Below are 24084 nucleotides of genomic sequence, written 5' to 3'. Positions count from 1 at the left end.
GTGCCATAGCTCGGCACGATCTGATGCAGCTTTTCCTGCCAGGCAGGCGAAGCCACCTTGTCCTTGAACACTTTCTGCAGCACGGTCAGCATGATCGGTGCAGCCGTCGAGGCGCCCGGCGATGCGCCCAGCAGGCCGGCAATGGTGCCGTCTTGCGATGCAACGATCTCGGTGCCCAGCTTCAGCACGCCACCCGCTGCTTCATCACGCTTGATGATTTGCACGCGTTGGCCGGCTTGCCACAGGCGCCAGTCTTCGGCTTTGGCGTTCGGGAAGTATTCTTTCAGGGCGTTGAGGCGGTCTTCGTCAGACAGCATCAGTTGGCCGGCGAGGTACTCGACCAGCGGGTATTCCTTGATGCCGACTTTGGTCATTGGCCACACGTTATGCGTGGTGGTGGTGGTCAGCAGGTCCAGGTACGAGCCTTCCTTCAGGAACTTGGTGCTGAAGGTCGCGAATGGGCCAAACAGAATGACGCGCTTGCCGTCCAGGACACGGGTGTCCAGGTGCGGAACCGACATTGGCGGTGCGCCAACGGAGGCTTTGCCGTAGGCCTTGGCCAGGTGTTGTTCGGCCAGGGTCGGGTTTTCGGTGACGAGGAACGAGCCGCCTACCGGGAAGCCTGCGTATTCCTTGGCTTCAGGAATACCGGACTTCTGCAGCAGGTGCAGTGCACCGCCGCCCGCGCCGATGAACACGAACTTGGCGTCGGTTTCGGACTTGGTGCCGTCTTTCAGGTTTTTGTAGCTGACGCGCCAGGTGCCGTCGTCGTTCTTGGTGATGTCTTGCACTTCGCTAGACAGTTTCAAGTCGAACTTCGGTGTGGTTTGCAGGTGCGCGACGAACTGGCGGGTGATTTCGCCAAAGTTGACGTCGGTGCCGATCGGGCTCCAGGTGGCCGCGATTTTCTGGTTCGGGTCGCGCCCTTCCATCATCAGCGGAACCCACTTCTTGATCACAGCCGGGTCTTCGGAGTACTGCATGCCGGCGAACAGCGGGCTCGCTTGCAGGGCTTCGTAGCGCTTCTTCAGGAACTTGATGTTGTCATCGCCCCACACAAAGCTCATGTGCGGCGTGGAGTTGATGAACGAACGCGGGTTTTTCAGCACGCCTTGCTGAACCTGCCAGGCCCAGAACTGACGGGAGATCTGAAACGCTTCGTTGATTTCAACGGCTTTCGGGATCTGTACGTTGCCCTTGTCGTCTTCCGGGGTGTAGTTCAACTCGGCCAGGGCGGAGTGACCGGTACCGGCGTTGTTCCAGCCGTTGGAGCTCTCCAGGGCGACGCCGTCGAGGCGCTCGATCATTTCCATCGAAGTGCCAGGTTCCAGCTCGTTGAGCCAGACACCCAGGGTCGCGCTCATGATGCCGCCGCCGATCAGCAGTACATCGACTTTCTTTGCCTCTGCCGCGTGAACGGACGTGATCCCCATCGACAAAGCCAGCCCCAGCAGGGCCGTGTTCATTTTCTTAAACATCTGTAGCACCTATGATAAAACGCCATCCGCCCTTCCATTCCCGCTCACGGCCCCTTGGTTCACGACATTCAGGCAGGACGTCGTGGGTGCTCGTACACAAGAATCGAAGGGTGGGCACACAAGGCCGACTGTCTGCATCGACCTCAATTTATATGTCCCTACTGAACTGACTTTTTATCATTATTGGCTTCAGCTACTTGAGCGACATTGATCCTGTCGGCACGTCTCAAGGACGGGCCAACTGAATAGGTCAAACCAAGTTGGCGCGCAGAATATCATGGCAGGACGACCACGCGCTCCCAAAAGGACTTATGAGTCTAGTCCAGACGGGGCTCGTTCGCCGCGTCCCGGCCCAAACGATTCAGCACAAACACCTTGGCGTTGTGGGTCATTTGGTCCAGATGCCGGTCGCGTTGCTTTTCGGCATCGACCATCGCGCGCTTTCCGTGTTTTTGCAGCAAGTAGTTATGTATCTGCCGAACCTCTAGAGAACTGTAGATAAATGTGACATCCAACAGTCCCATCAAGCCTTCGCTGCTGTGGTCGCGGGTGTTCATCAGCACCTGCGTGCCGCGCACGCCCAGCACCTGAAAACCCATCGACTCGAACCACGGCACCTTGGCCACGGTGCAGGTCAGTTCGGCGTGGGGGTAGCGGCTGATCATGTCTTGCAGCATGGCCCGTGCGACACCTCGGCGGCGATGACCCGAGTCAACGGCCATGTAGGCCACGCCGCAGGCTTCGGGATCGTCCTTGACCGGCAGGTACAGCAGAAAGCCGATGACCTTTTCAGGGTCTTCATCGTCGGTGGCGACGATCAACTCGACCGCAATGCCCTTGGACCCGCCGAGGGCTTCCAGGTACAGATGCACTTCGTAACCGACCGCGTACTGATACACGTTGTACAGCGGGTTGCTCGGCGCGATGCCGACCATGCTGATGTCGGTCAGGTTGTCGACGACCATCTGCAGGATCTGGCTGTTGATGTGCTCCGGGCACGGGGCGTCGAAGTGGGTGAGTTCGGGCATTGAAATTCTGACTCCGGGATCGCTTTACTGGGTTTCGGCGGGACTATTGTCACAGATTGATCGCCACGCCGCTTCCGCCAGCAATTCCCGGTAGGCCTTCGGACTGGCGACCACCCTCCCCGACAACCAGGCCCGGCAGTAACTGTCCGCCTGACCGATGATCAGCGACGGCAGCAATTCGGCCGGAAACGCTCGCAATTCATCGCGTCGGCCAGGCTCTGCCAGCCATTGGCCGAGTGTCTGGTTACGGATTTTGTTGCGAGTGGCCAGTTCTTCCTTGAACGGCCCTTTGGTGACGGCAAATCGCGCGTGGTACTGGAAACGTGCCCACTCGGGTTGGCTGTCGACCCAATCGACGTAGCTGTGGACCAGCGCGTGCACGCCCTCTTCGGTCGTCTGTGCCTCGGCGAGGTAGCTGTCGCGAAGCAGTGCCTGATCGTCCAGCGCCGTAAAAAACAACGCGGCCACCAGGCCTTCCTTGTTGCCGAAATGATGGTAAATCGCGCCGACGCTGGTATCGCATTCGGCGCGGATCATTTCGATGGTCGTGGCTTCGAGCCCTTGTTCGTTGAACAGGGCCAAGGCTTTTCTGAAGATGTCGCGCTTGAGTTCGGCTCTTCTGCCGGGGTAGCTGCGCTCGAGTAGATCTGCGGTTTCCATGCGGGATACAGGCCAGAAAATTCATGACAAGGCAGGCGGCTGCCGGTGAGAAAGCTGCGCTAGGTTGACAGATTTAATCGCAACAGAATACTGTTCCGTCACAGAACATTATTCTGTTACGGAACATCATTCTGTAAAACCATCCCTCAGCGAGGCTTCAAAATGAGTCAGTTTCTCAGCATGTTCAACAGCGCCGGCCCGGAAGCGTTCAGCAAAATGGCCTGCCAGGTGGCGCCCTACTTCAGCACCATCAAGCCGCTGATCTCGGCGTTGCGCCCCGGTCATGCCACGGTGCAGGTGCCGTTCAGCAAGGAGATCACCAACCACTTGGGCTCGGTTCATGCGATTGCGATGTGCAACGCCGCCGAACTGGCGGCAGGGACGATGACCGACGTGTCCATTCCCGCCGGTGCGCGCTGGATTCCGAAAGGGATGACGGTCGAGTATCTGGCCAAGGCCAAAAGCGATGTGACGGCGGTGGCCGATGGCGAGGCGGTGGATTGGCGGACGGAGGGCGACAAGATCGTGCCGGTGGATATTCATGATGCCGAAGGCAAGAAGGTGTTCACGGCGCGCATCACCATGAATGTGAAGCTCGCTTAAACGCCCGCCTGCCTGTAGCAGCCAGCGTCCGGCTGCTACAACAATTGCGCAACCCGCCAATCGCGTGAATGCTTTCAAGCAGGGCCGAAAAACCTTTCTATCTCCCTACTCCGAAACAGCTACCTGATTACGCCCACGCGCCTTGGCTCGATACAGCGCTTTATCCGCGTTATTCAGCAAACTTTGAAAATCGTTGTCGCCGATGTCCATCGCTGCCACACCGAGGCTGGCCGATATACGGTGAACCGGTCCGGTCATCAATCCACCGATCGACTGGATAAGTTGCTCGGCGATGTTAAGGGCAACTTCAATGGAAGTATCCGGGAGCAGGATCGCGAACTCTTCACCGCCGAGCCTGCCGAAGACATCCGTGTCGCGGAAGGACCGGTTGATGATCACGCCCATTTGCCGCAACACCTGATCCCCGACCTGATGACCGTAGGTGTCATTGATGTGCTTGAAGTGATCCATGTCCAGCATCACCGCGCACAACGGTAACCGGTTGTGTTGGCAGTCATGGAACAGTTGCTGGGCATGCTCGAAAAAAGCGCGGCGATTTTTCAGGCCGGTGAGTTCATCGGTCTGTGCGGCGTAAGTGGCAATGCGATGGGCGCGTTCCATTTCGCGGGTTAGCAGGAAGGCGGTTTCCAGGGCTTCGGCCAGTTTGCGTGTCGCGCTGGCCACGAATGAGGCGAACACAATCACGGCCAGCGCCATGCCGACCTGAATCGCTGACGATTGAAACAGCAGCCAGAGCGTACACGGCAACAACACAAGGCCAATGGACGCCAGCGTCATGTATCGATACGCCGAATAACACGACACCGCGCTGACCGACATGCCGACGGCAAAAAGCATGACCAGTGCCTGGGCCAACAGGTCGTTTGCCGGCATGACCGCAAATGCACCCGCCCCCCATATCCCGGCGGACAACACCAGCGTGAACCCGTATTTCTTCTCCCAGCGTTGCGGGGTGCGCTCACTGTCCGGGCAGCGAAACCAGGCCACGAACATCAGGAGGCGCAGCAACGACGACGCTGTCAGCAGCCCTATCCAGGTGAAAATGATGGAGTGATCAAAACGCTCCCAGCACAGCCCGCACAGCATGATCGCGGCCAGAAAACTGCCGAAAATCGCAGGGAATGACTGGTGGAAAAGCTGATGCAATCGATCACTGCGCACCTGCGCTGCGATGAAAGCATCCTGGTCGTGCCGAAATCCTGGGCCACCCATTTGATCCGCCTGATCATGATGCTGCGACAAAAAAAGCGATTGTGGCATCCTGCCACCTAGGCAAACAAACAATTACGACTCGTGGGTACCCGCACATTCACGGCAATGCGCCCTTAAAGCCTCTGTGACAATCGTCAGAAAAGTAATAGCACAAAGTGAGCTATCCCTAGGCATCGAGCCAAATGACATTGCGCCGGCAACGTACAACGCGTTCGTCCTGCTACGCTTTTGAAGCCTCCCATGGAATCGGGCGATAGTGACTCATACGGATCCACTTGACTGTTGAGGTTGCGCAATGTGAGAGCCCAACTTATCAGCGCCGTCATTACCCTGACCATGATCGGAGTGACGACGTATGGGTTTATAGAATGGAACACTGGCGAACGCGCGCGCCGGGATGCAGTGTGCAAGGCAGCTCGACAGCACAAGGAAGAGGTGGAAATTCGAGCACGAGCGATGGCTGCCGGGCTGTCTGTCGATGCTTACGCCGAAGCCGAGAAAGCCGAAGTCGGCAAATTGGTCAGCTCCCTGGATACCGCGAAGAATGATGCCGAGGTTGAAGCCGTCATAGACGCACACGCTGCCGAGTTGCAGGCGCAGGACGCCGCCACCGACGCAGAGCTGAAAAACCAGGGGAGCCAGCAATTTCTCGAACAGAAGTTCAAGGAACAGCGGATCACCACGGACATCAAGCAGGAAATTGAACGGGCCGAGAAGGCCGTGGCGGATGCTTGCCGTTAGACCCCACTGACCGCTACCGCTGCGGCGCAACCATCCGAAACCGGATAATGATGTCGTCGGAAACAACCGTGTCGCCCCATTCACCCTCGCCGACCTTGAAGTCGCTACGCTTGAGCGTTAGCTGGCCATCGAAGATCCCGATGGCCTCCTCCTCTTTCAGGAGGACCGGAACGGTCACCTCACGGGTGACGCCTCTGAGCGTCAGTTTGCCGGTGATCGAATAGCGGTGGTCACCCAGCTCGTTCACGGTGGTCGATTCAAACGTCGCCTCGGGATACTTCTGCGTGTCGAACCAGGCGGGCCTTTGCAGTTCGGTGTTGGCGTCTTCGCTACCGGCATCGATGCTGTCGAGCTGGATGGTCAGCGCGGCACGGCCCTCCTCGGGGTTGTCCGTGTCGAAGTCGAGCGTGGCCTTGAACGTGTCAAACGTGCCGTACACCCGCGAGCTGAACTGGTTGTACGTAAAGGAGATCGTGCTGGCGGTTTCATTCACTTGCGTGTATTCGGCCGCTTCGGCACCTGGAGAAAAGCCGAAGGCAAGCGCAGCAGCCAGTACGGAAAACGACGGGAATCGAGTGTTCATGGGGTGCTCCAGTCGTGGCACACGCTGGCCAGACAGGTGGACTAAAGCAAAGAACCACCGTTTATTCCACCAGGCATTGAGACTTGCGACCTCCTGTCGGCAACGTGCACCAGCGCCCGATACGGCCACCTGCACAGGTGTTTAATGACTCAAGCACTCACCGCTTCGGGAGACAGGACATGAAAATCGTCGTCATCGGTGGCACCGGGCTGATCGGCAGCAAGCTCTGCCAGAACCTGCAGGATCTGGGGCATGAAGCCTTGGCGGCGTCGCCAAGCACCGGCGTCAATGTCATCAGCGGCGAGGGGCTGACGCAGGCATTGAAAGGTGCGGACGTGGTGGTCGACGTGTCGAACTCGCCTTCGTTCGAGGACCACGCGGCGTTGCACTTCTTCGAAACCGCCGGACACAACCTGATCGCGGCGGAGAAAATTGACGGCGTCAAACACCATGTTGCGCTGTCGGTGGTCGGCACCGAGCGGATGCTCGACAGCGGTTACTTCCGGGCGAAAATGGCCCAGGAAAAACTCATCAAGAAGTCGGGCATTCCCTACACCATTGTGCGGGCCACGCAGTTCTTCGAATTTATCCATGCCATTGCTCACTCCGGGCGCGAGGAAGGCGACACCATTCACTTGACGTCCGCCGCGCTGCAACCGGTAGCCTCGGCCGATGTGGCGGCGGCACTGACGGACATCGCGTTGAAAGCACCGATCAATCAGACCGTCGAGGTGGCCGGCCCTGAAAACCGCCCCCTCATCGAGTTCGCGAGCGACTATTTGAAGCATACCCGGGACCCGCGCCAGACCGTCGCGGACGACACGGTCCCTTACTTCGGTGCGCCGATCAATGACCAGTCGCTGACACCAGGTGCCAATCCCATTGTCGGCGCGACCCGGTTTCAGGAGTGGCTTGAGACCCACTAGACGACAAAGCCAGGTCAAATATGAGGCGTGGCCGTTGCGCTAGGCCACCGCCTCGATCAACTGCATCGGCGTCATCTTCGTGACCATCATCATCACGATCACAAACATCCCCGCAAAACCCATCACGCCCATCCAGAACCACTTTTGGTAGACCGACCGGAATTGCGCGTCGAGCCCCTCGCCCGTCTCCACCGCGCTCAACGCCATCCCGTGCAGCCGCTTCTGCAGCACCAACACCGGCAGCCACAATGACCCCACGCACAGGAAAATGATCAACGAGGTCAGAATCCATTCAGTGCTCATGGGCAGCCCGGACACTTTCATCAGCAGGTAACCGGAGACGATCTGAATGAAGCCTGCCGGGGTGGTAATCCAGGTGTCGAAGCGCACCACCATTCTGGCGACGTGTGCGATCACTTGCGGGTTGGCTGTGCGACTGGCCGCGATCAGATAGAGATAGGAGCCCATGCCGAACCCGAACAGGAAAATCGCGGCAATGACGTGCAGGTACTTCAGGCACAGATAGAGCATGCTCAGCCCTGCTCGTCAGAAAAGCGCACGGACAGCTGCAGATTGGCGGGGTCGTTGATCGCGGCCATGTACTCGTCGACGCTGATCTCGCCCACGCAGGGACGGGCGCCGGGTGCCGGCACGTAACCCGCGACCCGTTTTGCTACCAGGGCGACAGCCGCGCAGCTCGGGATTTCAGGGCCCTTGTCATTGTGCGCCGTCAATTGCACGGTCATGGACAGCGGTTGCCCGTCAACGCCCTGCCCTTCGACGTCGATGTACATCGCACTCAAGCCATCACCGAATCGCTCAAACCACGTCCCCCAACGATGCAGCCTTGCCGCCCACGCCGCGGAGTCTCGCACCAACCCGATTCTCAAAGCCTCGGCGAGCACGTAGTTGACCACGCCACCGAGTTTCAGGCCCGAACCTGCCTTGAAACTCAAGGTATGGGCGCCGTAACGGGCCGCGAAGATATCCATGTCCGGCACATCGACATTGGACAGGACACGAGTCCCCAATTGCGGCATCTTGCGCAGGGTCAAATCCTGCCAGCCCGACACTTCGTGCACCTGGCCGTTCTTGAGCTGCTTGATTGGTTTGCCCGCATAGGCCAGCACCCCTTCGACGGTCGAGAGGCCGGGCATCTTGGCCGAGGAGGAAATGCCATGCGCGATCGAGTCGATGCGTTTGAAGCGATATCGATAGTGGTCGATGAGCGCCGACGACAGCGTCGGCACCGAACTGCACCCACTGAGAACGGCCACGCCGGCCTGTTTTGCGCTCGCGTCGAGCACATCAATGCCATTGACGAAGGTCCGGCAGTCAGCCAGATCGCAATAGTTCACGCCCGCGTCGATGCAGCTTTGCGCGACGGCATAGGATTGCCCCTGAAACGGGCCGCCGGTGTGCACGACCCACTGGATGCCCATCGCGCTCAGCGTGGAGCCGAACGCACTGCCCATGGCATCACCGCACCAACTTTCACAGACACGGCCGGACTGGGTTTTCAGTTCATTGACCTGGCGCTGCAACTTGTGTGAGTTACGACCGGAGACCACCAGCTCTACGTCTGGCATCGCAACTAAATGCCTGCAAACGATGCTGCCGAAATTTCCGTAGCCACCGACCACCATCACCCTGAGTGTCATTCAACGCTTTCCTTAACCATTGGATCATGTAGCTAACCCGCCCGGGACCGGGCGCGGCAAAGCTTTACTGATATCGAACGGACAGGCAAGCCGCGAAGCACCGCTAGCCATAAGCGAGCATCCATTCACCGTGCCCGCTTACAGTTACGCGCCAAGATGGCGGCAAAAAAAAAGCGACCTTCTCAGTGCAGGCCTATATTGCCTTGCACTAAGAAAGTCGCCACTGCCAGGCTTTAAAACAAGCCCGCCAGACTTACGCGCTGAACGGGCCTAGCACTGGCTCGCAACGGTCCGCGCAGAGAAAACGGCGTAGTCCTGTTGTTTGACTCGCTGAGTCAGCACCAGCATGGTCAGGAAACCCAACGCGATCAGCACCGGATACGCCATCAACAGTTCGGAAAGCGAGTATTTCCAGGCCAACGGGCGACCGACGCCCAGCATGGCCGCGTACATCCACGACACCGCCGACAGCGAGCCGCAAAACAGCGCCAGCATCCGTGCGCTGAATCCGAGATCGAGCAAGGAGCCGGCCTTTTGCAAAGCGGGCAATACCAGGCGATGCAACAACATGCCGTTGTAGGTCAGCAACATGACAATAATAACTTTGGCTTGAAGTTTTGGGTTCATGAAGTAGTTCATACCTTTATCCAGGTAATCAATTCCCATGACAGCGATACCGGTTACCCACAACGCGATTAACGCAACTACCACCGACTTCTGCAGACTTTCCATGTGAGCATGATCATGCCCAGTGGACGTTTTCCGTTTCAATAAATCTTTAACCATTGCAATATCACTGGTCAACACCAGACCAATAGCCACGCAACACGACAATAAATGAACGTAAATAACGCCCAGCCGCAAAAATTCCATACATTCTTTGTTTTCCAACAGGCTCATAATTGTATTTATCGCCACGGTAAGTTCCCCACCTTATTCGATAGTACAGATCGGTTCTTCAACAGGGCATTTCGCTCTTCAAACCCTGTGCGATCTTACTTTTTATAAGATATGCCAAATCGTCGACCTGACACTGCTTAGCCCATTGAATTACCTGGCAATTCAATGACCGGCTTAGTTATTACCTCCTGAATTTCAGATAAAAAAATCCCCATTTGCATTCACTGCACATGAGGTTTTTTTCCACTTCTTTTTTACGACAGCAATAGCACGTCATGGTGACATGCTGAAGTATCAGAGGGCGTAAAGGCTAGAATGTTCATTTTTTGAGCAGACTACCGACAAACGGTTACTTCAGTCAAAGCAACTCATCCCGACGGCAAGTCGGCAACTTCACGGAAAGCCGCATGATAACTGGCCCGCGTAAATTAGATGAGCGCCAGATACTTCCATTGGATCCATTAGTTGTTGCATTACTTACGACAAGTGCCTGAGAGACCCGCGCTCATTTACTGTCCTTACCGCTGAAACAGTCGGACTTTTTAACGCAAGCGGACTTACGACAATGACCCGGCCGTTATCAGTCTCCGATCACCGTCGCGAGCGGTAACCAGACGCACACTTCGAAACCCTCTTGTCGACCGGTTGCAGGAGAGACCAATTTCATACTCGCGTTGACCCCTTGGACAATGGTTTTGGCGATCGCCAGCCCTAATCCAGAACCGCTTATTTCACTGTGACCTCGCACAAAACGCTCGGTCAGGTGCTGCAACACCGATGCCGGCACCGCCGGGCCGCCATTGACTACCCGCAGTTGGGCCTGCTCGGTGAGGCTGACTTCGATCGGTTGATCGGTGGCGCCGTACTTCAGCGCGTTCTCGATCAGGTTGCGCAACAAGATGCCAAAGGCATCCGGGTCGATGTTCGAGTACACGCTGGCCTGCCCTGGCAAATGCAATTCAATGCGCTGGCCGCTGCGCTGGTTCCACTCATCAACGCCATGGGCCAGCAACGGAATCAGGTCCTGAGGCGTTTCGGACAACAGCCCCCCGCCCTCGGCCTTGGCCAATTGCATGAGCTTTTCCGAAAGCCGCGCCAGCTCACGCAAGGCGTTTTCGATCTTCGCCGCCCGCACCCGCAACGGCCCTTCGGGCGCCTCGTGGTGCAAGCGCTGGATCTGCGCCAGGGTCGCGGCCAGTGGCGTGCGCAGTTCATGGGCGCTGTTGGCGGTAAAACTGCGCTCGGCCTCCAGGGCCTTGCGCAAGCGCTCCAGCAGGTGGTTGACCGCCTCGGCCAACGGATCGATTTCTGCGGGCAGGCGGGCCACCTTGATCGGCGACAGATCCCCCACCCCACGCGCCTCGACCGCCCGACGATACGCCAACACACTGCGCAGGCTGATCCGCACGAACAACCAGGTGCCCAACAGGCTGACGGGAATCAGCGCCAACAGTGGCAACAACAAGGCAAACAAAGCCTCCCGCGCGGCTTCACGGCGATGACCCAGCGGCTCGGCGATCTCAATGAACAGCGTCTCGCGTAACGCACTGGCGCCATACAAGCGGTACTTTTCAGAAGTGGAAAATCCCTCGGTCGGCCGCTTACTGAAGATCTTCGGGTTGGCGTCGTGGGACTGCATCAGGATCTTGCCGCTGGCATCGCGCACCAGGTATGTCAGGTATTCGTTGTGCATTTTCAACGTCGCAACGTGCTGCGCTTCACGGGGTTCCTCCCGGTTGCTGATTTCCAGCACGGCCAGCGGCAAGATCCGTTGCGCGGTCTCTTCCAGCGCACTGTCGAACGCCTCGTTCAACTCATGTTGCACCACCAGCCAGGCGCCGACAGTCGCGCCCAGCCACAGTAAGGTCATGCCCAGGGTCAGCCCCAGGCCGAGGCGTTTTTGCAGGCTCGAAGAAGACTTCATGCGGCCGCCAACCGGTAGCCCATGCCGCGCACGGTTTCAATCAGATCGCGCCCCAGTTTTTTACGCAGACGGCTGATGTACACCTCGATGGTATTGCTCTCGATTTCGGCACCGAAGGCATACAGCCGCTCTTCGAGCTGCGACTTGGACAACAACGCGCTGGGGCGCTGCACGAACGCTTCGAACAGCGCCCATTCGCGGGCCGTCAGGTCCACGGTGGTGCCGGCACGCTGCACGGTGCGGGCGCTCATGTCGACCTGCACATCACCAAGTCTGATCTGCGGATTGGGGTTGCCGCTGTAACGTCGGGCCACCGCCGCCACACGGGCCGAGAGTTCAAACAAATCGAACGGTTTGACCAGGTAATCGTCGGCCCCGGCATTGAGGCCGGCGATGCGATCGGAAATCTGATCCTGGGCCGTCAGGATAATCACCGGGGTCACGTCCCCCGCCGAGCGCTGCTGACGCAAGAAATCCAGCCCGCGACCGTCCGGCAGCATCAGGTCCAGCAGGATCAGGTCGTAAGGCGTGGTGCGCACGCTGTTGCGCGCATGGTCCAGGCGCTGCACCCAATCGACGGCGTGACCGTCATCGGCGATCTGTTCGCGCACCGCTTCCCCCAGCCCTGGGGCGTCCTCGACCAATAAAACCCGCATCTGGCACCTCCTGTGGTGGTTGTCGTGCCGCACCTTAATCGCCTTACCTGACGTGAATCTGAAGATTCAGCTGGTTGTCAGGAATGCACCTTAGGGTATGCCACAGACGCCGACCTCGGCAGGAGACAGATCATGAAATCAGGTTTTATTGCCCATGCCGCGCTGTTGAGTCTGCTGCTTAGCGGTTTCGCCATGGCCGACGACGACTGCAGCGACCCGGTGAGCGACTGGCAACCCCGCGAGACTTTGCGACAGCAGGTCGAGCGGCAATACGGCTGGAGCGTACAACGCATCAAGGTCGACGACGGTTGTTACGAACTCAAGGGGTTGGACCGCAAGGGCAACGCCATCGAAGCCAGCTACTCACCGGCCTCGCTGCGCCTGCGCACGCTCGAGATCCATTTCCGCGACGACGGCGATGCCAGGGATTATCTCGGCAGCCCGCTCACCGAATGACGCCTCACCCGTCGATGAGCTTTTCCTGCGATTCAGGTTGCTGTCAGCAAGCAGGTCCAGGCTCTCGACCTAACGATCACAAGGACACCCTCATGAAAAAGATCATCGCAGTCACCTGTCTCGCCGGCGCCATTGCCCTGCCGGGGTTGGCCCAGGCCCGGGAAGTAACCCTGACCACCCAGCTCAAGGACTACAGCGGCAATGATGCCTACCTGGCGATCTACGTGACCGACGCCAACGGCCAATACCAGAAAACCCTGTGGGTGGCCGGCAAGAAGGCCAAGTACTACAAACACCTGGGCGACTGGGCCCGTGGCAGCGGGATGAACCCGAGCGAGTTTGACGGCGTCAGCGGCGCCAGTGTCGGCAGTGGGCGCACGCTCAAAGTCAGCGTCGAACTGGCAGACACCCTGATCGATGCCGGGTATCAGATCCGCATCGACAGTGCCGTCGAGGACAAACGTGACGCCCGCGCCGATGTCAGCGTGCCCCTGACGTCCAAGGGCGCAGGCCAGCCGGCGACCGGCAGCACCTATGTCGAGTCCTTTACTTACGATTTGTAGCACCTGCCCTTTCTGGAGGCTGAACATGCTTCGCCAGTCCCATTCCCTGTCCGGCCTGATCGCCGCCCTGTTGGTCATGCTGTTGGCCATCAGCGGCGCGATCCTGTCGGTCGACCCGGCCCTGGAACGTTTGCACAGCACCCCCACCGCGGCCGGGCAACTCAACGTCGGCCAATTGGCCGGGCGTGTGGCCAATCACTTCCCGGGCGTGGAGCAGATCCAGCGCACAGCGTCCGGGACGGTCATCGTCTACTACAACCAGAACGGTCAGGCCGGGGCTGAAACCGTCGACCCACTGACTGGCGAAGGCCTCGCGCCTTATGCGCCCTCCGCGTTCACGCGTTGGGTGAAAGAGCTGCACCGCTCGATGTTCCTTGGCACACCGGGCCATGGGGTGTCGGGTGTCGGCGCGTTGTTCATGCTGATGCTGTCAGTGTCCGGCGCGCTGTTGCTGGCCCGACGCCTGGGTGGCTGGCGCAACCTGCTGCGGCCACTGCGCGGCACGTTCAACCAACGCTGGCATGCTGAAGTCGGACGAATGGCCTTGCTCGGGCTGCTGCTGTCGGCCTTGAGCGGGCTGTATATGTCCGCCACCACCTTCGGCTTTATCGCCGACGGCAGTCAGAATGAACCCGCCTTCCCCGCCCACGTCAGTGCCGGGCCGGCCTTGCCGGTGGCGAGCCTTCAAGCCTTGCAGGCCACCGACCTGAATGACCTGCGCGAGCTGGTCTACCCCAGTCCCGGCAACCCGAAGGACGTGTTTTCCCTACGCACGGCCCAGGGCGACGGCTACGTGGATCAGGCCAGCGGCGCCTTGTTGTCCTACCAGGCCCACGACTCGATGCATAACCTCTACGAATTGATCTATCAGCTGCACACCGGTGAAGGCCTGTGGTGGCTGGGCCTGCCGCTTGGGCTCTGTGCCCTCTGTGTGCCGTTGATGAGCGTCACCGGCCTCCTGTTGTGGTGGCGCCGGCGCAAGGCGAGCCCGAACATCCGCCACAACAGCCCTGCCCACTCTGCCGACAGCGTGATTCTGGTGGGCAGTGAAAACAACAGCACCTGGGGCTTTGCCAAGACCTTGCATGACGCCTTGCACCTGGCCGGACACCGAGTGCATAGCGCGGCGATGAATCAATACGCCAACGACTACCGCAGCGCCCAACGCGTGATCATCCTCACCGCGACCCACGGTGACGGCGACGCGCCAGCCTCGGCTTCGCAGTTCATGGCGCGGCTGGCCAAAACCGGCCTCAAGCCCGGCCTGCCCTTTGCCGTGCTGGGCTTTGGTGACCGCCAGTTTGCGCAGTTCTGTCAGTTCGCCCATCAGGTGCAGGACGCGATGTTACAAGCCGGTGGCTCGCCGTTACTGGGGCTGGAAACCGTCAACCGCCAATCCTCTCAGGAATTTGCACGTTGGGGCCACGCGCTGGGCGACGTGCTCAAACATGACCTGACACTGGTCCATGCCCCGCAGCGGCCACAGACCCGTCCATTGCTGCTGACAGAGCGCATCGTCTATGGCGAACAGGTGAACGCACCGACCCACGTCTTGCGCTTCAAGGCACCCGGTGCGCTGCCGGACTTCCTGGCCGGTGACCTGGTCGGGATTGTGCCTCCGGGCAGTCCGATCCCCCGTTTCTACTCGCTGGCCAGCGGTTCGCAGGACGGCGTGCTGGAAATCTGCGTGCGCAAACACAACGGTGGCGTGTGCTCGGAATTCCTTCATGGCCTGGACATCGGAGCATCGATCGAAGCGTTTATCCAGCCCAACCCGCAATTTCGCCCGGCGTCGGGCACGCACCCGGTGATCCTGATCGGTGCCGGTACCGGCATCGGTCCATTGGCCGGTTTTATCCGCAACAACACGGCCCACCACCCGATGCACTTGTATTGGGGCGGGCGCAACCCGGCCTCGGACTTCCTCTACGAGCCGCAACTCAAGCAGTACCTGGCCGACCGGCGCCTGACGGCATTGCGCGCCGCCTTTTCTCAGGTTCAGGACCGCTGCTACGTGCAAGACCGGCTGATCGGCGATGCCCAGGCCCTGCGTCGACTGATTGAAAAAGGCGCCCAGGTGCTGGTGTGTGGCAGTCGCGAAATGGCCAAAGGCGTGATGCACGCCCTCGATGAGGTGTTGGCACCTCTCAACCTGACGGTGCTGACCCTCAAGGCACAAGGACGCTACCGTGAAGACGTCTACTGAGTTGCAGCGCTACAGCCTGAACGGCGAAACCATGGGCAGCCGCTACACCGCCCTGTTCTATGCCGGGGCCGGAATCGATACCGACGAAGTGGGTCGTCACTTGGCGTGCGCGGTGGCCCGGGTGGACCAGCAAATGTCCACCTGGAAACCCGACTCGGACCTCAACCGCCTCAATGCCGCCCCCGAGCAGCAATGGATTTCGGTGCCTCAGGAACTGGCAACGGTGCTGTCAGCGGCACTGCGTGTCAGTCAGCAATCCGGCGGCGCCTTCGACATTGCCGTCGGTGATCTGGTGAATGCCTGGGGGTTCGGCCCCGCAGACCCGACCGTTACAGAACAGACACTCGCGACGATGCCGCCGCGCACCCGGCTGTCAGCCAGCGCCGCGTTGGTGGTCGACCCGTTACGCAATCAGGTGCGCAAACGCGCGCCGCTGCACCTTGATTTGAATGGCATCGCCAAGGGGTTTGGCGTCGATGAGTTGGCCCGTTGCCTGGATGGTTTTGGCATCACCCGCTACCTGGTCGGCATCGATGGCGAGATGCGCGCCCGGGGCGTCAAACCCGACGGCCAGTGCTGGACCGTGGCGGTGGAAAAGCCTGACCGGGGCGTGCGTGAAGTCATGGGTGTGATGGAACTTGGCGACGCCGCGATCGCGACCTCCGGGGACTACCGACAGTGGGTCGACGTGGCCGGTCAAGCCTATGCTCATACCATGAACCCGGCCACCGGCGCGCCGCTGTGCAACCCGCTCGCCGCCGTCACCGTGGTGGCTGCTTCGTGCATGCTCGCCGATGCCTGGGCCACGGCGCTGATGGTGCTGGGTGAAACCGAAGGGCCACGTCTGGCACAGGAACGCGGGATGGACGCGCTGTTCGTGCTGCGCGACGGGCAACAATTCAAGGAAATATCCATTGTCGGCGGCCAGTTGCAGGCGCAGATTGAAACCCGCCCGATGTGAACCGCCCAATGACAGTGAGTCGCGCTCAACCATGAAATTCATGCACAGACACACCGAATCCCACCGCAGTGATCGTATCGGCTGGCTGCGCGCCGCCGTCCTGGGGGCCAACGACGGGATTGTCTCCACCGCCAGCCTGCTGATCGGCGTCGCCGCCGCCAACGCCAGCCACGCCACGTTGCTGGTCACGGGCATGGCGGGACTGATGGCCGGCGCCATGTCCATGGCGGCAGGCGAGTACATCTCCGTACACTCCCAGGCGGATACCGAGCGTGCCGATTTGTCCCGCGAACGGGCCGAGCTGGCCAGTGACCCGAAAGCCGAACACATCGAGCTCGCCAACATCTACATGCACCGTGGCGTATCACCCGAACTGGCGCATCAGGTGGCCGATCAATTGATGGCCCATGATGCGTTGGGTTCGCACGCCCGGGACGAACTGGGTATCAGCGCCACCCTTACCGCCAAACCCTTGCAGGCCGCCCTCGCCTCCGCCGCCAGCTTTGTGGTGGGTGCCGCCCTGCCCCTGGCGGTGACGTTTGTCGCGCCGGAGCTCAGCGTGGTGCCCTGGATATCGGGCATGTCATTGGTGTTTCTCGGGACGCTGGGCGCCATTGCCGCCAGGGCCGGCGGCGCCAAGGTCATCACCGGGGCATGGCGGGTGACCTTCTGGGGGGCGCTGGCCATGGCGGTTACGGCACTGGTGGGGCACTTGTTTGGCGCTGTGGTCTAGCACACGTCCCTCCCGCAAAAACAAAGGGCGTCCCTTGATGAAAAGGACGCCCCGACACCATCGCTCGTCAGATTGGCATTCTGACACCACGGGCCTGTTGCCCCATTGTTGATATAGCTCAATGACGCTTCCTCGTTCAGGCGTAGAAAAGACTGACCGGGCATTCACGGTCCGTCCTGTCTCACGCCCTTCACAGAGGACTTCATCATGAACGACTTGAGTCTGCGTAATGCCATTCTGGATGAACTGGAATTCCAGCCTGAAATCAATGCTGCGAACATTGGCGTGGCCGTGGACGATGGTGTGGTGACCCTCACCGGTCACGTTTCCACCTATGCCCAGAAAATCGACGCAGAACGCGCGGTCAAAAGCCTCAAAGGCGTACGCGCGGTCGCCGAAGAAATTCAGATCCGCCCCGAGAAAGGCGCCGGCACGGCAGATGACACCATTGCCAGTCGCGCGTTGAAAATCATTAATTGGAGTTCCGACGTGCCCGAAGGCGACATCAAAGTCGTCGTGCAACATGGGTGGGTCACCCTGGAAGGCCAAGTGGACTGGCAATACCAAAAAGAAACCGCAGAACGGGCCGTGCGCAAATTGTCCGGCGTGCTGGGCATCGACAATCAGCTCGCCCTTCGTCCCCGGGTCGACGCCGGTAATATCCAGCGCAGCATCGAAGCGGCACTCAAGCGCAATGCCGAAGTAGAAGCCGAGGGGATACACGTCAAGGTCCAGGGCGATGTGGTGATACTCGAAGGCCGGGTCCATTTATGGCGCCAGCGTCAGGTTGCAGAACGGGCGGCCTGGTCAGTACCCGGTGTAAAAGAGGTGATCGATCACATACTGCTCGCCTGAGTCACGGCACCGGGGAGTGTGCGATCTCCCCGGGCCGCTGTATTGAGACTCAAAGGTCATTGTGGCTGGGCGCCGAGTGTCGCCATGTAACGAGCGACAGATTCGGTGTCCGCCTCAGACAGTGAATGATTCGACGCCTTCATCGAGTCGTCACGGGGACGCTGCTCCGTCTGCTGCAGCACCTTGATCTGGCGAATCGCATACTCCGCATGTTGACCTGCCACCCGGGGAATCCGGCCATTGCCCTCCCCGCCAGCACCGTGACACGAACCGCACCGAGCGACGCCGGACTCGGGAATGCCGTTGCCAAAGATGGATTCACCCCGGGCATCGGCGCTGTCGGCATCCGCCTTCATTGGACTTTGACGTGAAAAATAATCGGCCAGTTCGGTGATCTGGGTCTCGGTCAAATGGTCAAACCCGCGCATGTATTGAGCCCCGGATGTATCGCTGCGCAGATGCCGCTTGAAGTCGCCCAGTTGCAGCTTCAGGTACTCTTTTTGCTGCCCGGCCAGCTTGGGAAACAGCGGTGAGGCGGACTCCCCCGTCAAGCCATGACACAAGGAGCAGATCTGATCCACCATGGCGACACCGGACATGGCTGACGCGTCTTGCGAGGTCTGCTCGTTGCTACTCGTGCAGCCCATCAACGTCACGATGCACATGGCAAGTAAACAATGTGATTGGCGGGGAGTACGCTTCATGTCACAGGCTTCCATGGTCTCACCCTCGATTCGACGATCAATACACGCCCGTCACACCTTGAGGCTGTCGGAGTGACCCTCTGAATTGAGCTTAGCCAGAGGCCGCCCGTTACAGGTCAATGACAACGAACCGTTCAGCCTGATTCGAACTAAAGGCCATCGCTTCGCCTTATATCCCGTGTGCCGGGAACGCTGTCTCAAACACCATCGCTCAAGGCATTGCCCCCTTTGTTGATCAAACTCAATCATTTGTCTGAATCGAGGTGTTGGAATACCCACCAGACGATAACGCATCTGATGGAAGACGCGCGCCAGGCCTGTGGCAGTGACCTGACTCAAGGGGATAACCGTCATGAACACCCCCTCCCACGACTCGCCGGACAGGGATGGCTCTCCTCGGCACATCGACGTGGCCACCATCGCACCGCTCCTGCGTCAATACGCAGAACCCCTGCCGACGCGGGACTCATCGACCTTTGGTGAAATGTTCGATCGCTACGCCGATGCCCGTGTCGTCATGATCGGTGAGGCCAGCCATGGCACCCGCGACTTCTATGAAACCCGGGCAGCGATCACCCAAAGGCTGATTGAACACCACGGGTTCAACATTGTGGCGGTGGAAGCCGACTGGCCGGACGCCGGCCATGTCGACCATTACGTCCGGGGTCTGGCCCGTTCGGCGTGGAAGCGTCACATTTTCAGCCGTTTTCCGACCTGGATGTGGCGCAATGCCGAGGTGAGGTCATTCGTCCACTGGCTGCATCAATTCAATCGCTCACTCACCCCTGAACGTCGTGTCGAATTCCGGGGCCTCGACATTTACAGCTTGCGCAACTCCATTCATGAAGTGCTGCGCTACCTGGACCAGATCGACCCGCAGTTGGCCCACGAAGCACGGCGGCGTTATGGCTGCCTGACGCCGTGGCAGGATGATCCGGCGCTGTACGGTCACTTCGTCGAACGCGGCGGCCTGATGCCCTGCGAACAGCCGGTGGTCGAGCAACTCAACGCCATGCTGGCCAAACAACTGGCCGGGCTCGTCCGGGATGATGAAGGGTTCTTCAATGCGGCGCAAAACGCCCGGGTGGTGCAGGCAGCGGAGCAATACTACCGCGCGATTTATCGAGGCTCGACGGCCTCGTGGAATCTGCGCGACCGGCATATGTTCGACACCCTGCAGCGGCTGCTTGAGCACCGGGGGCCCCACGCCAAAGCCGTGGTGTGGGCGCACAACTCCCATATCGGCAATGCGGCCGCCACCGAAATGGGCTGGAAGGGCCAGTTCAATATCGGTCATCTATGCCGCAGTGCCTTTGGTCGCGAGGTCGTGCTGATTGGCATGAGCACCGACCGGGGCCAGGTGGCGGCGGCCGATGACTGGGACGGCGACCTGCTCATCAAGGACATCAGGCCCTCGCACCCGGACAGCTGGGAGCATCAGTTTTTCAAAGCCGGCATTCCAGCGTCGTTGACCGACTGGCGAGACCCGCGCCGCAAAGAACTGCGTCGCGTCCTGAGCAAGCCATTGCTGGAGCGGGCCATCGGCGTGATTTATCGTCCTGAAACCGAGCGTCGCAGCCATTACTTCGAGGCGGCGCTGGCCGACCAGTTTGACGCGATGATCTGGATCGAACAGACCCGCCCCGTGACCGCACTGGCGCTGCCGAAAGGCCAGGCGATCGAACCGGAGGACGAGACCTTTCCGTTTGGTTTGTGAGGCGCAACATGGTCGATGAAAGCGGCTCCCGTGCGAGGTGCCCCTTCTTCAAAGGCTCAGGCGCTTGGCCAATTCAACACTGGGCACCCACAGCGCGTTGATGCAGCTGTCCTCGTCCTTTTCCGTCACCGGCTCAAGGGCCAAAGGATCAAGCAGGCGCCAGTTGACCATCGCCATCCGCGCAATGCCGTTTTTGTCGAGGAGCGAATTCGCCAGACATTCACACAATGACCGAGGCAGGGCTCTTGTGAGGGAATCGATGTCGGCATTCTCAAGCTCGATCTCAAAACGCGCTGTGCACCTGTCTGCCAAGTCTTGCGCCGCCTGGGAGGCGAAATGAGACACCGTAAAGTATCCCGCCGTCAGCCCCATCAGGATCGCCACCAGGAAGGTTGCCTCACGTTTCCAGGAACGGGGACCCGGCCAGCGCAAGTGCCCGAGTGCCGTCCCTCTGCCTTGGGTCACGTGAACCCCGCTGCTGACGAGTTTGTTGTCTGTCATGACCGTATCTCTCGCCCATGTTTATCAAAACAATGACGCCGATCAGCAAATGCCGTTTGATCTTGATCAACTTGAGTGCAGTTGTGTCCTGTCTTCTCGTCTTGCACGGTGCCAATGCCTGCACAGCTTGCGCAACTCGCTGAACCAGAAGACCAGGCTCGCCATTGCCAGACAAAGGCCCCACTGGCTGAGCGTCAATGCACTCGTGCCGAACGCCTTGTTGAGTGGCGCCCAGTGCACCACTGCAATCTGCAAGACCATGGCCAGGACGATGGCGCCCCAGAGCCATCGATTGGCGAACAGGCCGATAAACGCACTGGTTGATTCAGAGCGCGCGTTCAACGCGTTAAACAGCTGCGCCAATACAAGGACGGTAAAAGCGCCCGTGCGTGCTTCCTCCAGCGACGCATCCCCCGGTATCAACCCTCCCGGCAGCATCCAGTCGACCGTTAACAAACTCGCCAATGCCATGACCAGCCCCACCTCGAACACCCCCACCCACATGCGTGTGTCGATGATTCGGTCCGAAGGCTTGCGCGGGCTGCGTGTCATGACATCCTCGCTATGCGGATCAAGGCCCATGGCGATGGCCGGTGCCGCATCCGTGACCAGGTTGATCCACAGAATCTGCGTGGCCAGCAGCGGCAGGATGATCCCGCCGTTCTCATCCACCAGGCCGATGACGCCGGCCCCCACAACAGCGAGAAAGACCGTCAGCACCTCGCCCATATTGGAAGACAGCAAGTAACGAAGAAACTTGCGGATATTGTCCAGAATCCCGCGGCCTTCACGCACGGCCAATACGATGGTCGCGAAGTTATCATCGGCCAGGATCATTTTTCCCGCCTGCTTGGTCACCTCCGTTCCGGTGATGCCCATGGCAATGCCGATGTCGGCTGACTTCAGTGCCGGAGCGTCATTCACACCATCGCCGGTCATCGCCACCACATGCCCCTGCGCTTGCAGCGCATCGACAATCCGCAACTTATGCGAGGGCGCCACACGGGCATAGACCGAGGTCGACCGGACCGCCTCGGCCAGGGCCGCATCGTCCAGCTTATCCAGATCGGCCCCGGTCAACGCCCCGGCACCGGCCTGGATGATGCCCAGATCCTCGGCGATGCGCGCTGCCGTTCGCGGATGGTCACCGGTGATCATAATGATGCGGATGCCTGCCCGATGGGCTTCGGCAATGGCCGGCGCGACTTCTTCACGCGGCGGGTCACTGATGCCGACCGTACCGATGAAAACAAGGCCGGCCTCAAGGGGTTCACCGCTCGTGACCTCCTCGCCAGCGGCCAAGGGACGGTACGCCACGGAAAGCGTGCGCAATCCCACGCCCGACAACTCATTCACATCAGCCACGGCTTTTGCACGCAGGTCGTCGGTGAGTGGCACGACATCCATGCCGACCTGGACTTGTGTGCAATGCTGGAGGAGCACATCGGGCGCGCCCTTGCTGATCAGCAGCCGCTCGTCGTTGTGCTCATGATCGATGACCAGGGCCGACATCATTTTTCGATCAGAGGTAAAGGGTATTTCAGCCACACGCTCGAAGCGGTTCACGCTGCGTGCCGGCGCATCGAGCTTGCGCTCCGCCACCAGAAAGGCACCCTCGGTCGGATCGCCTTGAACCACCCAGGTACCGTCTTCCTGCTGCGCCAGCACGGCATTGCCAGCCAGGCTGCCGCCGCGCAATAACAGCACGTTTTCGCTGTGCACCGGCCCCTCACTCAAGGGCAGGTCCTGGTGATGAATCTGCCCTTGCGGGGCGTAGCCGACACCGCTGACCACTCCTTTACCCGACGCAGTCATGGTTTGCTGGATGGTCATTTCGGAACGGGTCAGCGTGCCGGTCTTGTCGGTACAGATGACCGATGCAGACCCCAGGGTCTCCACTGAAGACAGTCGCTTGATGATGGCTTTGCTGCGCGCCATGCGCAGCATGCCGAAGGCGAGCACCAGTGACAGAACGGCAGGCAGCCCCTCTGGCACCGCCGCCACTGCCAGGGACACACCCAGCAGCAAAACCCGCAGCACATCGTCGACCGTCTGAATGTCAGTGAGCATCAGCACGGCCACGACGACCACCGTAGCGATCACCAGAACCGCAATGCCGAGCATCCGCCCTATGGCGCGCACTTCCTTTTGCAGAGGTGTGACCTCTTCGGGCGTGACATCCAGCAGATGAGCGATGGCCCCGACTTCAGTCGCCATACCGACCGCCGTGACCATGCCGACTCCCGTCCCCTGGGCGATGGCTGTGCCCTTGAAAATCATATTGGCGCGCTCTGCCAAAGGCACCTCGGTGCTTGAACACGCGGTATTTTTCGACACCGCTTCACTCTCTCCGGTCAGTGACGCTTCCAGTACGCGCAATTCATTGGCCTGGATGAGGCGAGCATCGGCGCCCACCGAATCGCCCTCGGATAACACCAGCAGGTCACCGATCACCAGTTGCTGACTGGGGATTCGCGTCAGGGCCCCGTCGCGGATGACGGAAGAAGAGGTCTGGGTCAGGTTGGCCAACGCCGCAACAGCTCGCTGTGAGCGGGTTTCCTGGAAAAAACCGAGCAACGCATTAGCCAGCACGATCAGCGTGATCACCAACGCATCGACCGGCCATTCCTGACGGTCCATCAGCAACCAGGTGGCCAGGGTGATGCCCACCGCGACAAGCAACAGGTACACCAGCGGATCCTGAAACTGCCGCAGAAGATAATGCCAGGCGGGCTTGACCGGTTGGGTCCGTAACTCATTGGGTCCGTCACGACTCAGACGGGCCTGGGCTTGCGCGCTCGACAAACCCACGCGCAGATCAGCGTCCAGCTCGCGGACAAGCGTTTCGACGTCTTCGAGGTGGGGAGAAACGATACGGTGTTTACCACTCTCAACTGCGCGATTCATCTGATCCCCTTTTACAACGGAGCGTGAGCCGTTGATCCATTGATAGCGTAACGAACGCGAATGCACCGAAATGATAGGTGACGATAAC

Annotated in this window: 23 protein-coding genes; 10 read left to right on the top strand and 13 right to left on the bottom strand. The window is 59.8% G+C overall.

The genetic code is table 11. From position 1 onward, the window contains the following. The 3 genes from mqo to FHL16_RS27610 form a co-directional block, all read right to left on the bottom strand. Positions 1 to 1478: malate dehydrogenase (quinone) (gene mqo, locus FHL16_RS27620; protein WP_077749874.1), on the bottom strand; the 1478-nt coding region annotated here is incomplete at its 3' end. Positions 1479 to 1795: 317 nt separating this feature from the next. Continuing rightward, on the bottom strand, positions 1796 to 2506 hold the full coding sequence (locus FHL16_RS27615; protein WP_077749873.1) for a GNAT family N-acetyltransferase: 711 nt from the start codon (positions 2504 to 2506) through the stop codon (positions 1796 to 1798). A gap of 24 nt (positions 2507 to 2530) precedes the next feature. Further along, positions 2531 to 3166: a TetR/AcrR family transcriptional regulator gene (locus FHL16_RS27610; protein ID WP_077749872.1), complete on the bottom strand. Its 636-nt coding sequence runs from the start codon at positions 3164 to 3166 to the stop codon at positions 2531 to 2533. A 162-nt stretch (positions 3167 to 3328) separates the two neighbouring features. Here FHL16_RS27610 and FHL16_RS27605 point away from each other — a divergent pair, with 162 nt between their 5' ends. Further along, positions 3329 to 3769 (top strand): hotdog fold domain-containing protein, encoded by a 441-nt coding sequence (locus FHL16_RS27605; protein ID WP_010459379.1) that lies wholly within the window; start codon positions 3329 to 3331, stop codon positions 3767 to 3769. A 105-nt stretch (positions 3770 to 3874) separates the two neighbouring features. Here FHL16_RS27605 and FHL16_RS27600 read toward each other — a convergent pair whose 3' ends face one another. After that, the gene (locus FHL16_RS27600) at positions 3875 to 5002 is read right to left on the bottom strand and encodes a GGDEF domain-containing protein (RefSeq protein WP_077749877.1); all 1128 of its coding nucleotides are present in this window, start codon (positions 5000 to 5002) and stop codon (positions 3875 to 3877) included. Between the two features lie 297 nt (positions 5003 to 5299). Here FHL16_RS27600 and FHL16_RS27595 point away from each other — a divergent pair, with 297 nt between their 5' ends. Further along, a complete protein-coding gene (locus FHL16_RS27595) occupies positions 5300 to 5743 on the top strand; it encodes a hypothetical protein (RefSeq protein WP_042932138.1) in 444 nt (147 codons plus the stop codon). A gap of 13 nt (positions 5744 to 5756) precedes the next feature. Here FHL16_RS27595 and FHL16_RS27590 read toward each other — a convergent pair whose 3' ends face one another. Further along, on the bottom strand, positions 5757 to 6326 hold the full coding sequence (locus FHL16_RS27590) for a YceI family protein (RefSeq protein ID WP_077749871.1): 570 nt from the start codon (positions 6324 to 6326) through the stop codon (positions 5757 to 5759). Positions 6327 to 6505: 179 nt separating this feature from the next. Here FHL16_RS27590 and FHL16_RS27585 point away from each other — a divergent pair, with 179 nt between their 5' ends. Beyond that, on the top strand, positions 6506 to 7252 hold the full coding sequence (locus FHL16_RS27585) for an SDR family oxidoreductase (protein ID WP_010459367.1): 747 nt from the start codon (positions 6506 to 6508) through the stop codon (positions 7250 to 7252). 39 nt (positions 7253 to 7291) lie between these two features. On the opposite strand, the gene FHL16_RS27580 is transcribed toward FHL16_RS27585, so the two are convergent. The 5 genes from FHL16_RS27580 to FHL16_RS27560 all read right to left on the bottom strand — a co-directional run bounded on the left by FHL16_RS27580 (position 7292) and on the right by FHL16_RS27560 (position 12393). Next, positions 7292 to 7783 carry a DUF2269 family protein gene (locus FHL16_RS27580; RefSeq protein ID WP_077749870.1) on the bottom strand — a complete coding sequence of 164 codons (492 nt, stop codon included), beginning with the start codon at positions 7781 to 7783 and terminating at the stop codon, positions 7292 to 7294. 2 nt (positions 7784 to 7785) lie between these two features. Further along, positions 7786 to 8913 carry a saccharopine dehydrogenase NADP-binding domain-containing protein gene (locus FHL16_RS27575; protein ID WP_077749869.1) on the bottom strand — a complete coding sequence of 376 codons (1128 nt, stop codon included), beginning with the start codon at positions 8911 to 8913 and terminating at the stop codon, positions 7786 to 7788. Positions 8914 to 9183: 270 nt separating this feature from the next. Continuing rightward, positions 9184 to 9831, bottom strand: coding sequence for a hypothetical protein (locus FHL16_RS27570; RefSeq protein ID WP_042932140.1), 648 nt, complete (start codon positions 9829 to 9831; stop codon positions 9184 to 9186). A gap of 562 nt (positions 9832 to 10393) precedes the next feature. Then, positions 10394 to 11737, bottom strand: coding sequence for a sensor histidine kinase (locus tag FHL16_RS27565; RefSeq protein WP_010459360.1), 1344 nt, complete (start codon positions 11735 to 11737; stop codon positions 10394 to 10396). Continuing rightward, entirely contained in the window at positions 11734 to 12393 is a 660-nt protein-coding gene (locus tag FHL16_RS27560) for a response regulator transcription factor (RefSeq protein WP_010459359.1), read from the bottom strand. The genes FHL16_RS27565 and FHL16_RS27560 overlap by 4 nt, the downstream gene beginning before the upstream one ends. 132 nt (positions 12394 to 12525) lie before the next feature. Here FHL16_RS27560 and FHL16_RS27555 point away from each other — a divergent pair, with 132 nt between their 5' ends. The 6 genes from FHL16_RS27555 (at position 12526) to FHL16_RS27530 (ending at position 18167) form a co-directional block, all read left to right on the top strand. After that, positions 12526 to 12849 (top strand): PepSY domain-containing protein, encoded by a 324-nt coding sequence (locus FHL16_RS27555; RefSeq protein ID WP_010459356.1) that lies wholly within the window; start codon positions 12526 to 12528, stop codon positions 12847 to 12849. Between the two features lie 92 nt (positions 12850 to 12941). Further along, complete coding sequence (locus FHL16_RS27550; protein ID WP_077749868.1) at positions 12942 to 13412, top strand: DUF2271 domain-containing protein; 471 nt, start codon at positions 12942 to 12944, stop codon at positions 13410 to 13412. 25 nt (positions 13413 to 13437) lie between these two features. Continuing rightward, entirely contained in the window at positions 13438 to 15618 is a 2181-nt protein-coding gene (locus tag FHL16_RS27545) for a PepSY domain-containing protein (protein WP_077749867.1), read from the top strand. Beyond that, complete coding sequence (locus tag FHL16_RS27540; RefSeq protein WP_238706201.1) at positions 15602 to 16579, top strand: FAD:protein FMN transferase; 978 nt, start codon at positions 15602 to 15604, stop codon at positions 16577 to 16579. The genes FHL16_RS27545 and FHL16_RS27540 overlap by 17 nt, the downstream gene beginning before the upstream one ends. 31 nt (positions 16580 to 16610) lie before the next feature. Further along, positions 16611 to 17312 carry a VIT1/CCC1 transporter family protein gene (locus FHL16_RS27535; protein WP_077749866.1) on the top strand — a complete coding sequence of 234 codons (702 nt, stop codon included), beginning with the start codon at positions 16611 to 16613 and terminating at the stop codon, positions 17310 to 17312. A gap of 207 nt (positions 17313 to 17519) precedes the next feature. Continuing rightward, positions 17520 to 18167, top strand: a complete 648-nt coding sequence (locus tag FHL16_RS27530; protein WP_077749865.1) for a BON domain-containing protein — start codon at positions 17520 to 17522, stop codon at positions 18165 to 18167. A gap of 56 nt (positions 18168 to 18223) precedes the next feature. Here FHL16_RS27530 and FHL16_RS27525 read toward each other — a convergent pair whose 3' ends face one another. Beyond that, the gene (locus FHL16_RS27525) at positions 18224 to 18871 is read right to left on the bottom strand and encodes a c-type cytochrome (RefSeq protein ID WP_077749864.1); all 648 of its coding nucleotides are present in this window, start codon (positions 18869 to 18871) and stop codon (positions 18224 to 18226) included. A gap of 352 nt (positions 18872 to 19223) precedes the next feature. On the opposite strand from FHL16_RS27525, the gene FHL16_RS27520 reads away from it, so the two are divergent. Next, on the top strand, positions 19224 to 20588 hold the full coding sequence (locus FHL16_RS27520) for an erythromycin esterase family protein (RefSeq protein ID WP_077749863.1): 1365 nt from the start codon (positions 19224 to 19226) through the stop codon (positions 20586 to 20588). Between the two features lie 48 nt (positions 20589 to 20636). On the opposite strand, the gene FHL16_RS27515 is transcribed toward FHL16_RS27520, so the two are convergent. Both FHL16_RS27515 and FHL16_RS27510 read right to left on the bottom strand, forming a co-directional pair. Continuing rightward, complete coding sequence (locus FHL16_RS27515) at positions 20637 to 21089, bottom strand: hypothetical protein (protein WP_077749862.1); 453 nt, start codon at positions 21087 to 21089, stop codon at positions 20637 to 20639. 66 nt (positions 21090 to 21155) lie between these two features. Further along, positions 21156 to 23996: a cation-translocating P-type ATPase gene (locus FHL16_RS27510; protein WP_238706200.1), complete on the bottom strand. Its 2841-nt coding sequence runs from the start codon at positions 23994 to 23996 to the stop codon at positions 21156 to 21158. Positions 23997 to 24084: the final 88 nt, after the last annotated feature.

The organism is Pseudomonas sp. FSL W5-0299, from assembly GCF_005930655.1.
Lineage (GTDB): Bacteria > Pseudomonadota > Gammaproteobacteria > Pseudomonadales > Pseudomonadaceae > Aquipseudomonas > Aquipseudomonas mandelii.
This window is presented reverse-complemented; position numbering and strand designations above follow the sequence as displayed.

Coding starts and splice junctions, on each gene's coding strand:
- FHL16_RS27550 (WP_077749868.1), top strand. CDS start 12,942: ATGAAAAAGATCATCGCAGTCACCTGTCTCGCCGGCGCCATTGCCCTG.
- FHL16_RS27580 (WP_077749870.1), bottom strand. CDS start 7,783: ATGCTCTATCTGTGCCTGAAGTACCTGCACGTCATTGCCGCGATTTTC.
- FHL16_RS27585 (WP_010459367.1), top strand. CDS start 6,506: ATGAAAATCGTCGTCATCGGTGGCACCGGGCTGATCGGCAGCAAGCTC.
- FHL16_RS27560 (WP_010459359.1), bottom strand. CDS start 12,393: ATGCGGGTTTTATTGGTCGAGGACGCCCCAGGGCTGGGGGAAGCGGTG.
- FHL16_RS27530 (WP_077749865.1), top strand. CDS start 17,520: ATGAACGACTTGAGTCTGCGTAATGCCATTCTGGATGAACTGGAATTC.
- FHL16_RS27545 (WP_077749867.1), top strand. CDS start 13,438: ATGCTTCGCCAGTCCCATTCCCTGTCCGGCCTGATCGCCGCCCTGTTG.
- FHL16_RS27515 (WP_077749862.1), bottom strand. CDS start 21,089: ATGACAGACAACAAACTCGTCAGCAGCGGGGTTCACGTGACCCAAGGC.
- FHL16_RS27610 (WP_077749872.1), bottom strand. CDS start 3,166: ATGGAAACCGCAGATCTACTCGAGCGCAGCTACCCCGGCAGAAGAGCC.
- FHL16_RS27600 (WP_077749877.1), bottom strand. CDS start 5,002: ATGGGTGGCCCAGGATTTCGGCACGACCAGGATGCTTTCATCGCAGCG.
- FHL16_RS27510 (WP_238706200.1), bottom strand. CDS start 23,996: ATGAATCGCGCAGTTGAGAGTGGTAAACACCGTATCGTTTCTCCCCAC.
- FHL16_RS27520 (WP_077749863.1), top strand. CDS start 19,224: ATGAACACCCCCTCCCACGACTCGCCGGACAGGGATGGCTCTCCTCGG.
- FHL16_RS27575 (WP_077749869.1), bottom strand. CDS start 8,913: ATGACACTCAGGGTGATGGTGGTCGGTGGCTACGGAAATTTCGGCAGC.
- FHL16_RS27565 (WP_010459360.1), bottom strand. CDS start 11,737: ATGAAGTCTTCTTCGAGCCTGCAAAAACGCCTCGGCCTGGGGCTGACC.
- FHL16_RS27525 (WP_077749864.1), bottom strand. CDS start 18,871: ATGAAGCGTACTCCCCGCCAATCACATTGTTTACTTGCCATGTGCATC.
- FHL16_RS27615 (WP_077749873.1), bottom strand. CDS start 2,506: ATGCCCGAACTCACCCACTTCGACGCCCCGTGCCCGGAGCACATCAAC.
- FHL16_RS27605 (WP_010459379.1), top strand. CDS start 3,329: ATGAGTCAGTTTCTCAGCATGTTCAACAGCGCCGGCCCGGAAGCGTTC.
- FHL16_RS27555 (WP_010459356.1), top strand. CDS start 12,526: ATGAAATCAGGTTTTATTGCCCATGCCGCGCTGTTGAGTCTGCTGCTT.
- FHL16_RS27535 (WP_077749866.1), top strand. CDS start 16,611: ATGAAATTCATGCACAGACACACCGAATCCCACCGCAGTGATCGTATC.
- FHL16_RS27590 (WP_077749871.1), bottom strand. CDS start 6,326: ATGAACACTCGATTCCCGTCGTTTTCCGTACTGGCTGCTGCGCTTGCC.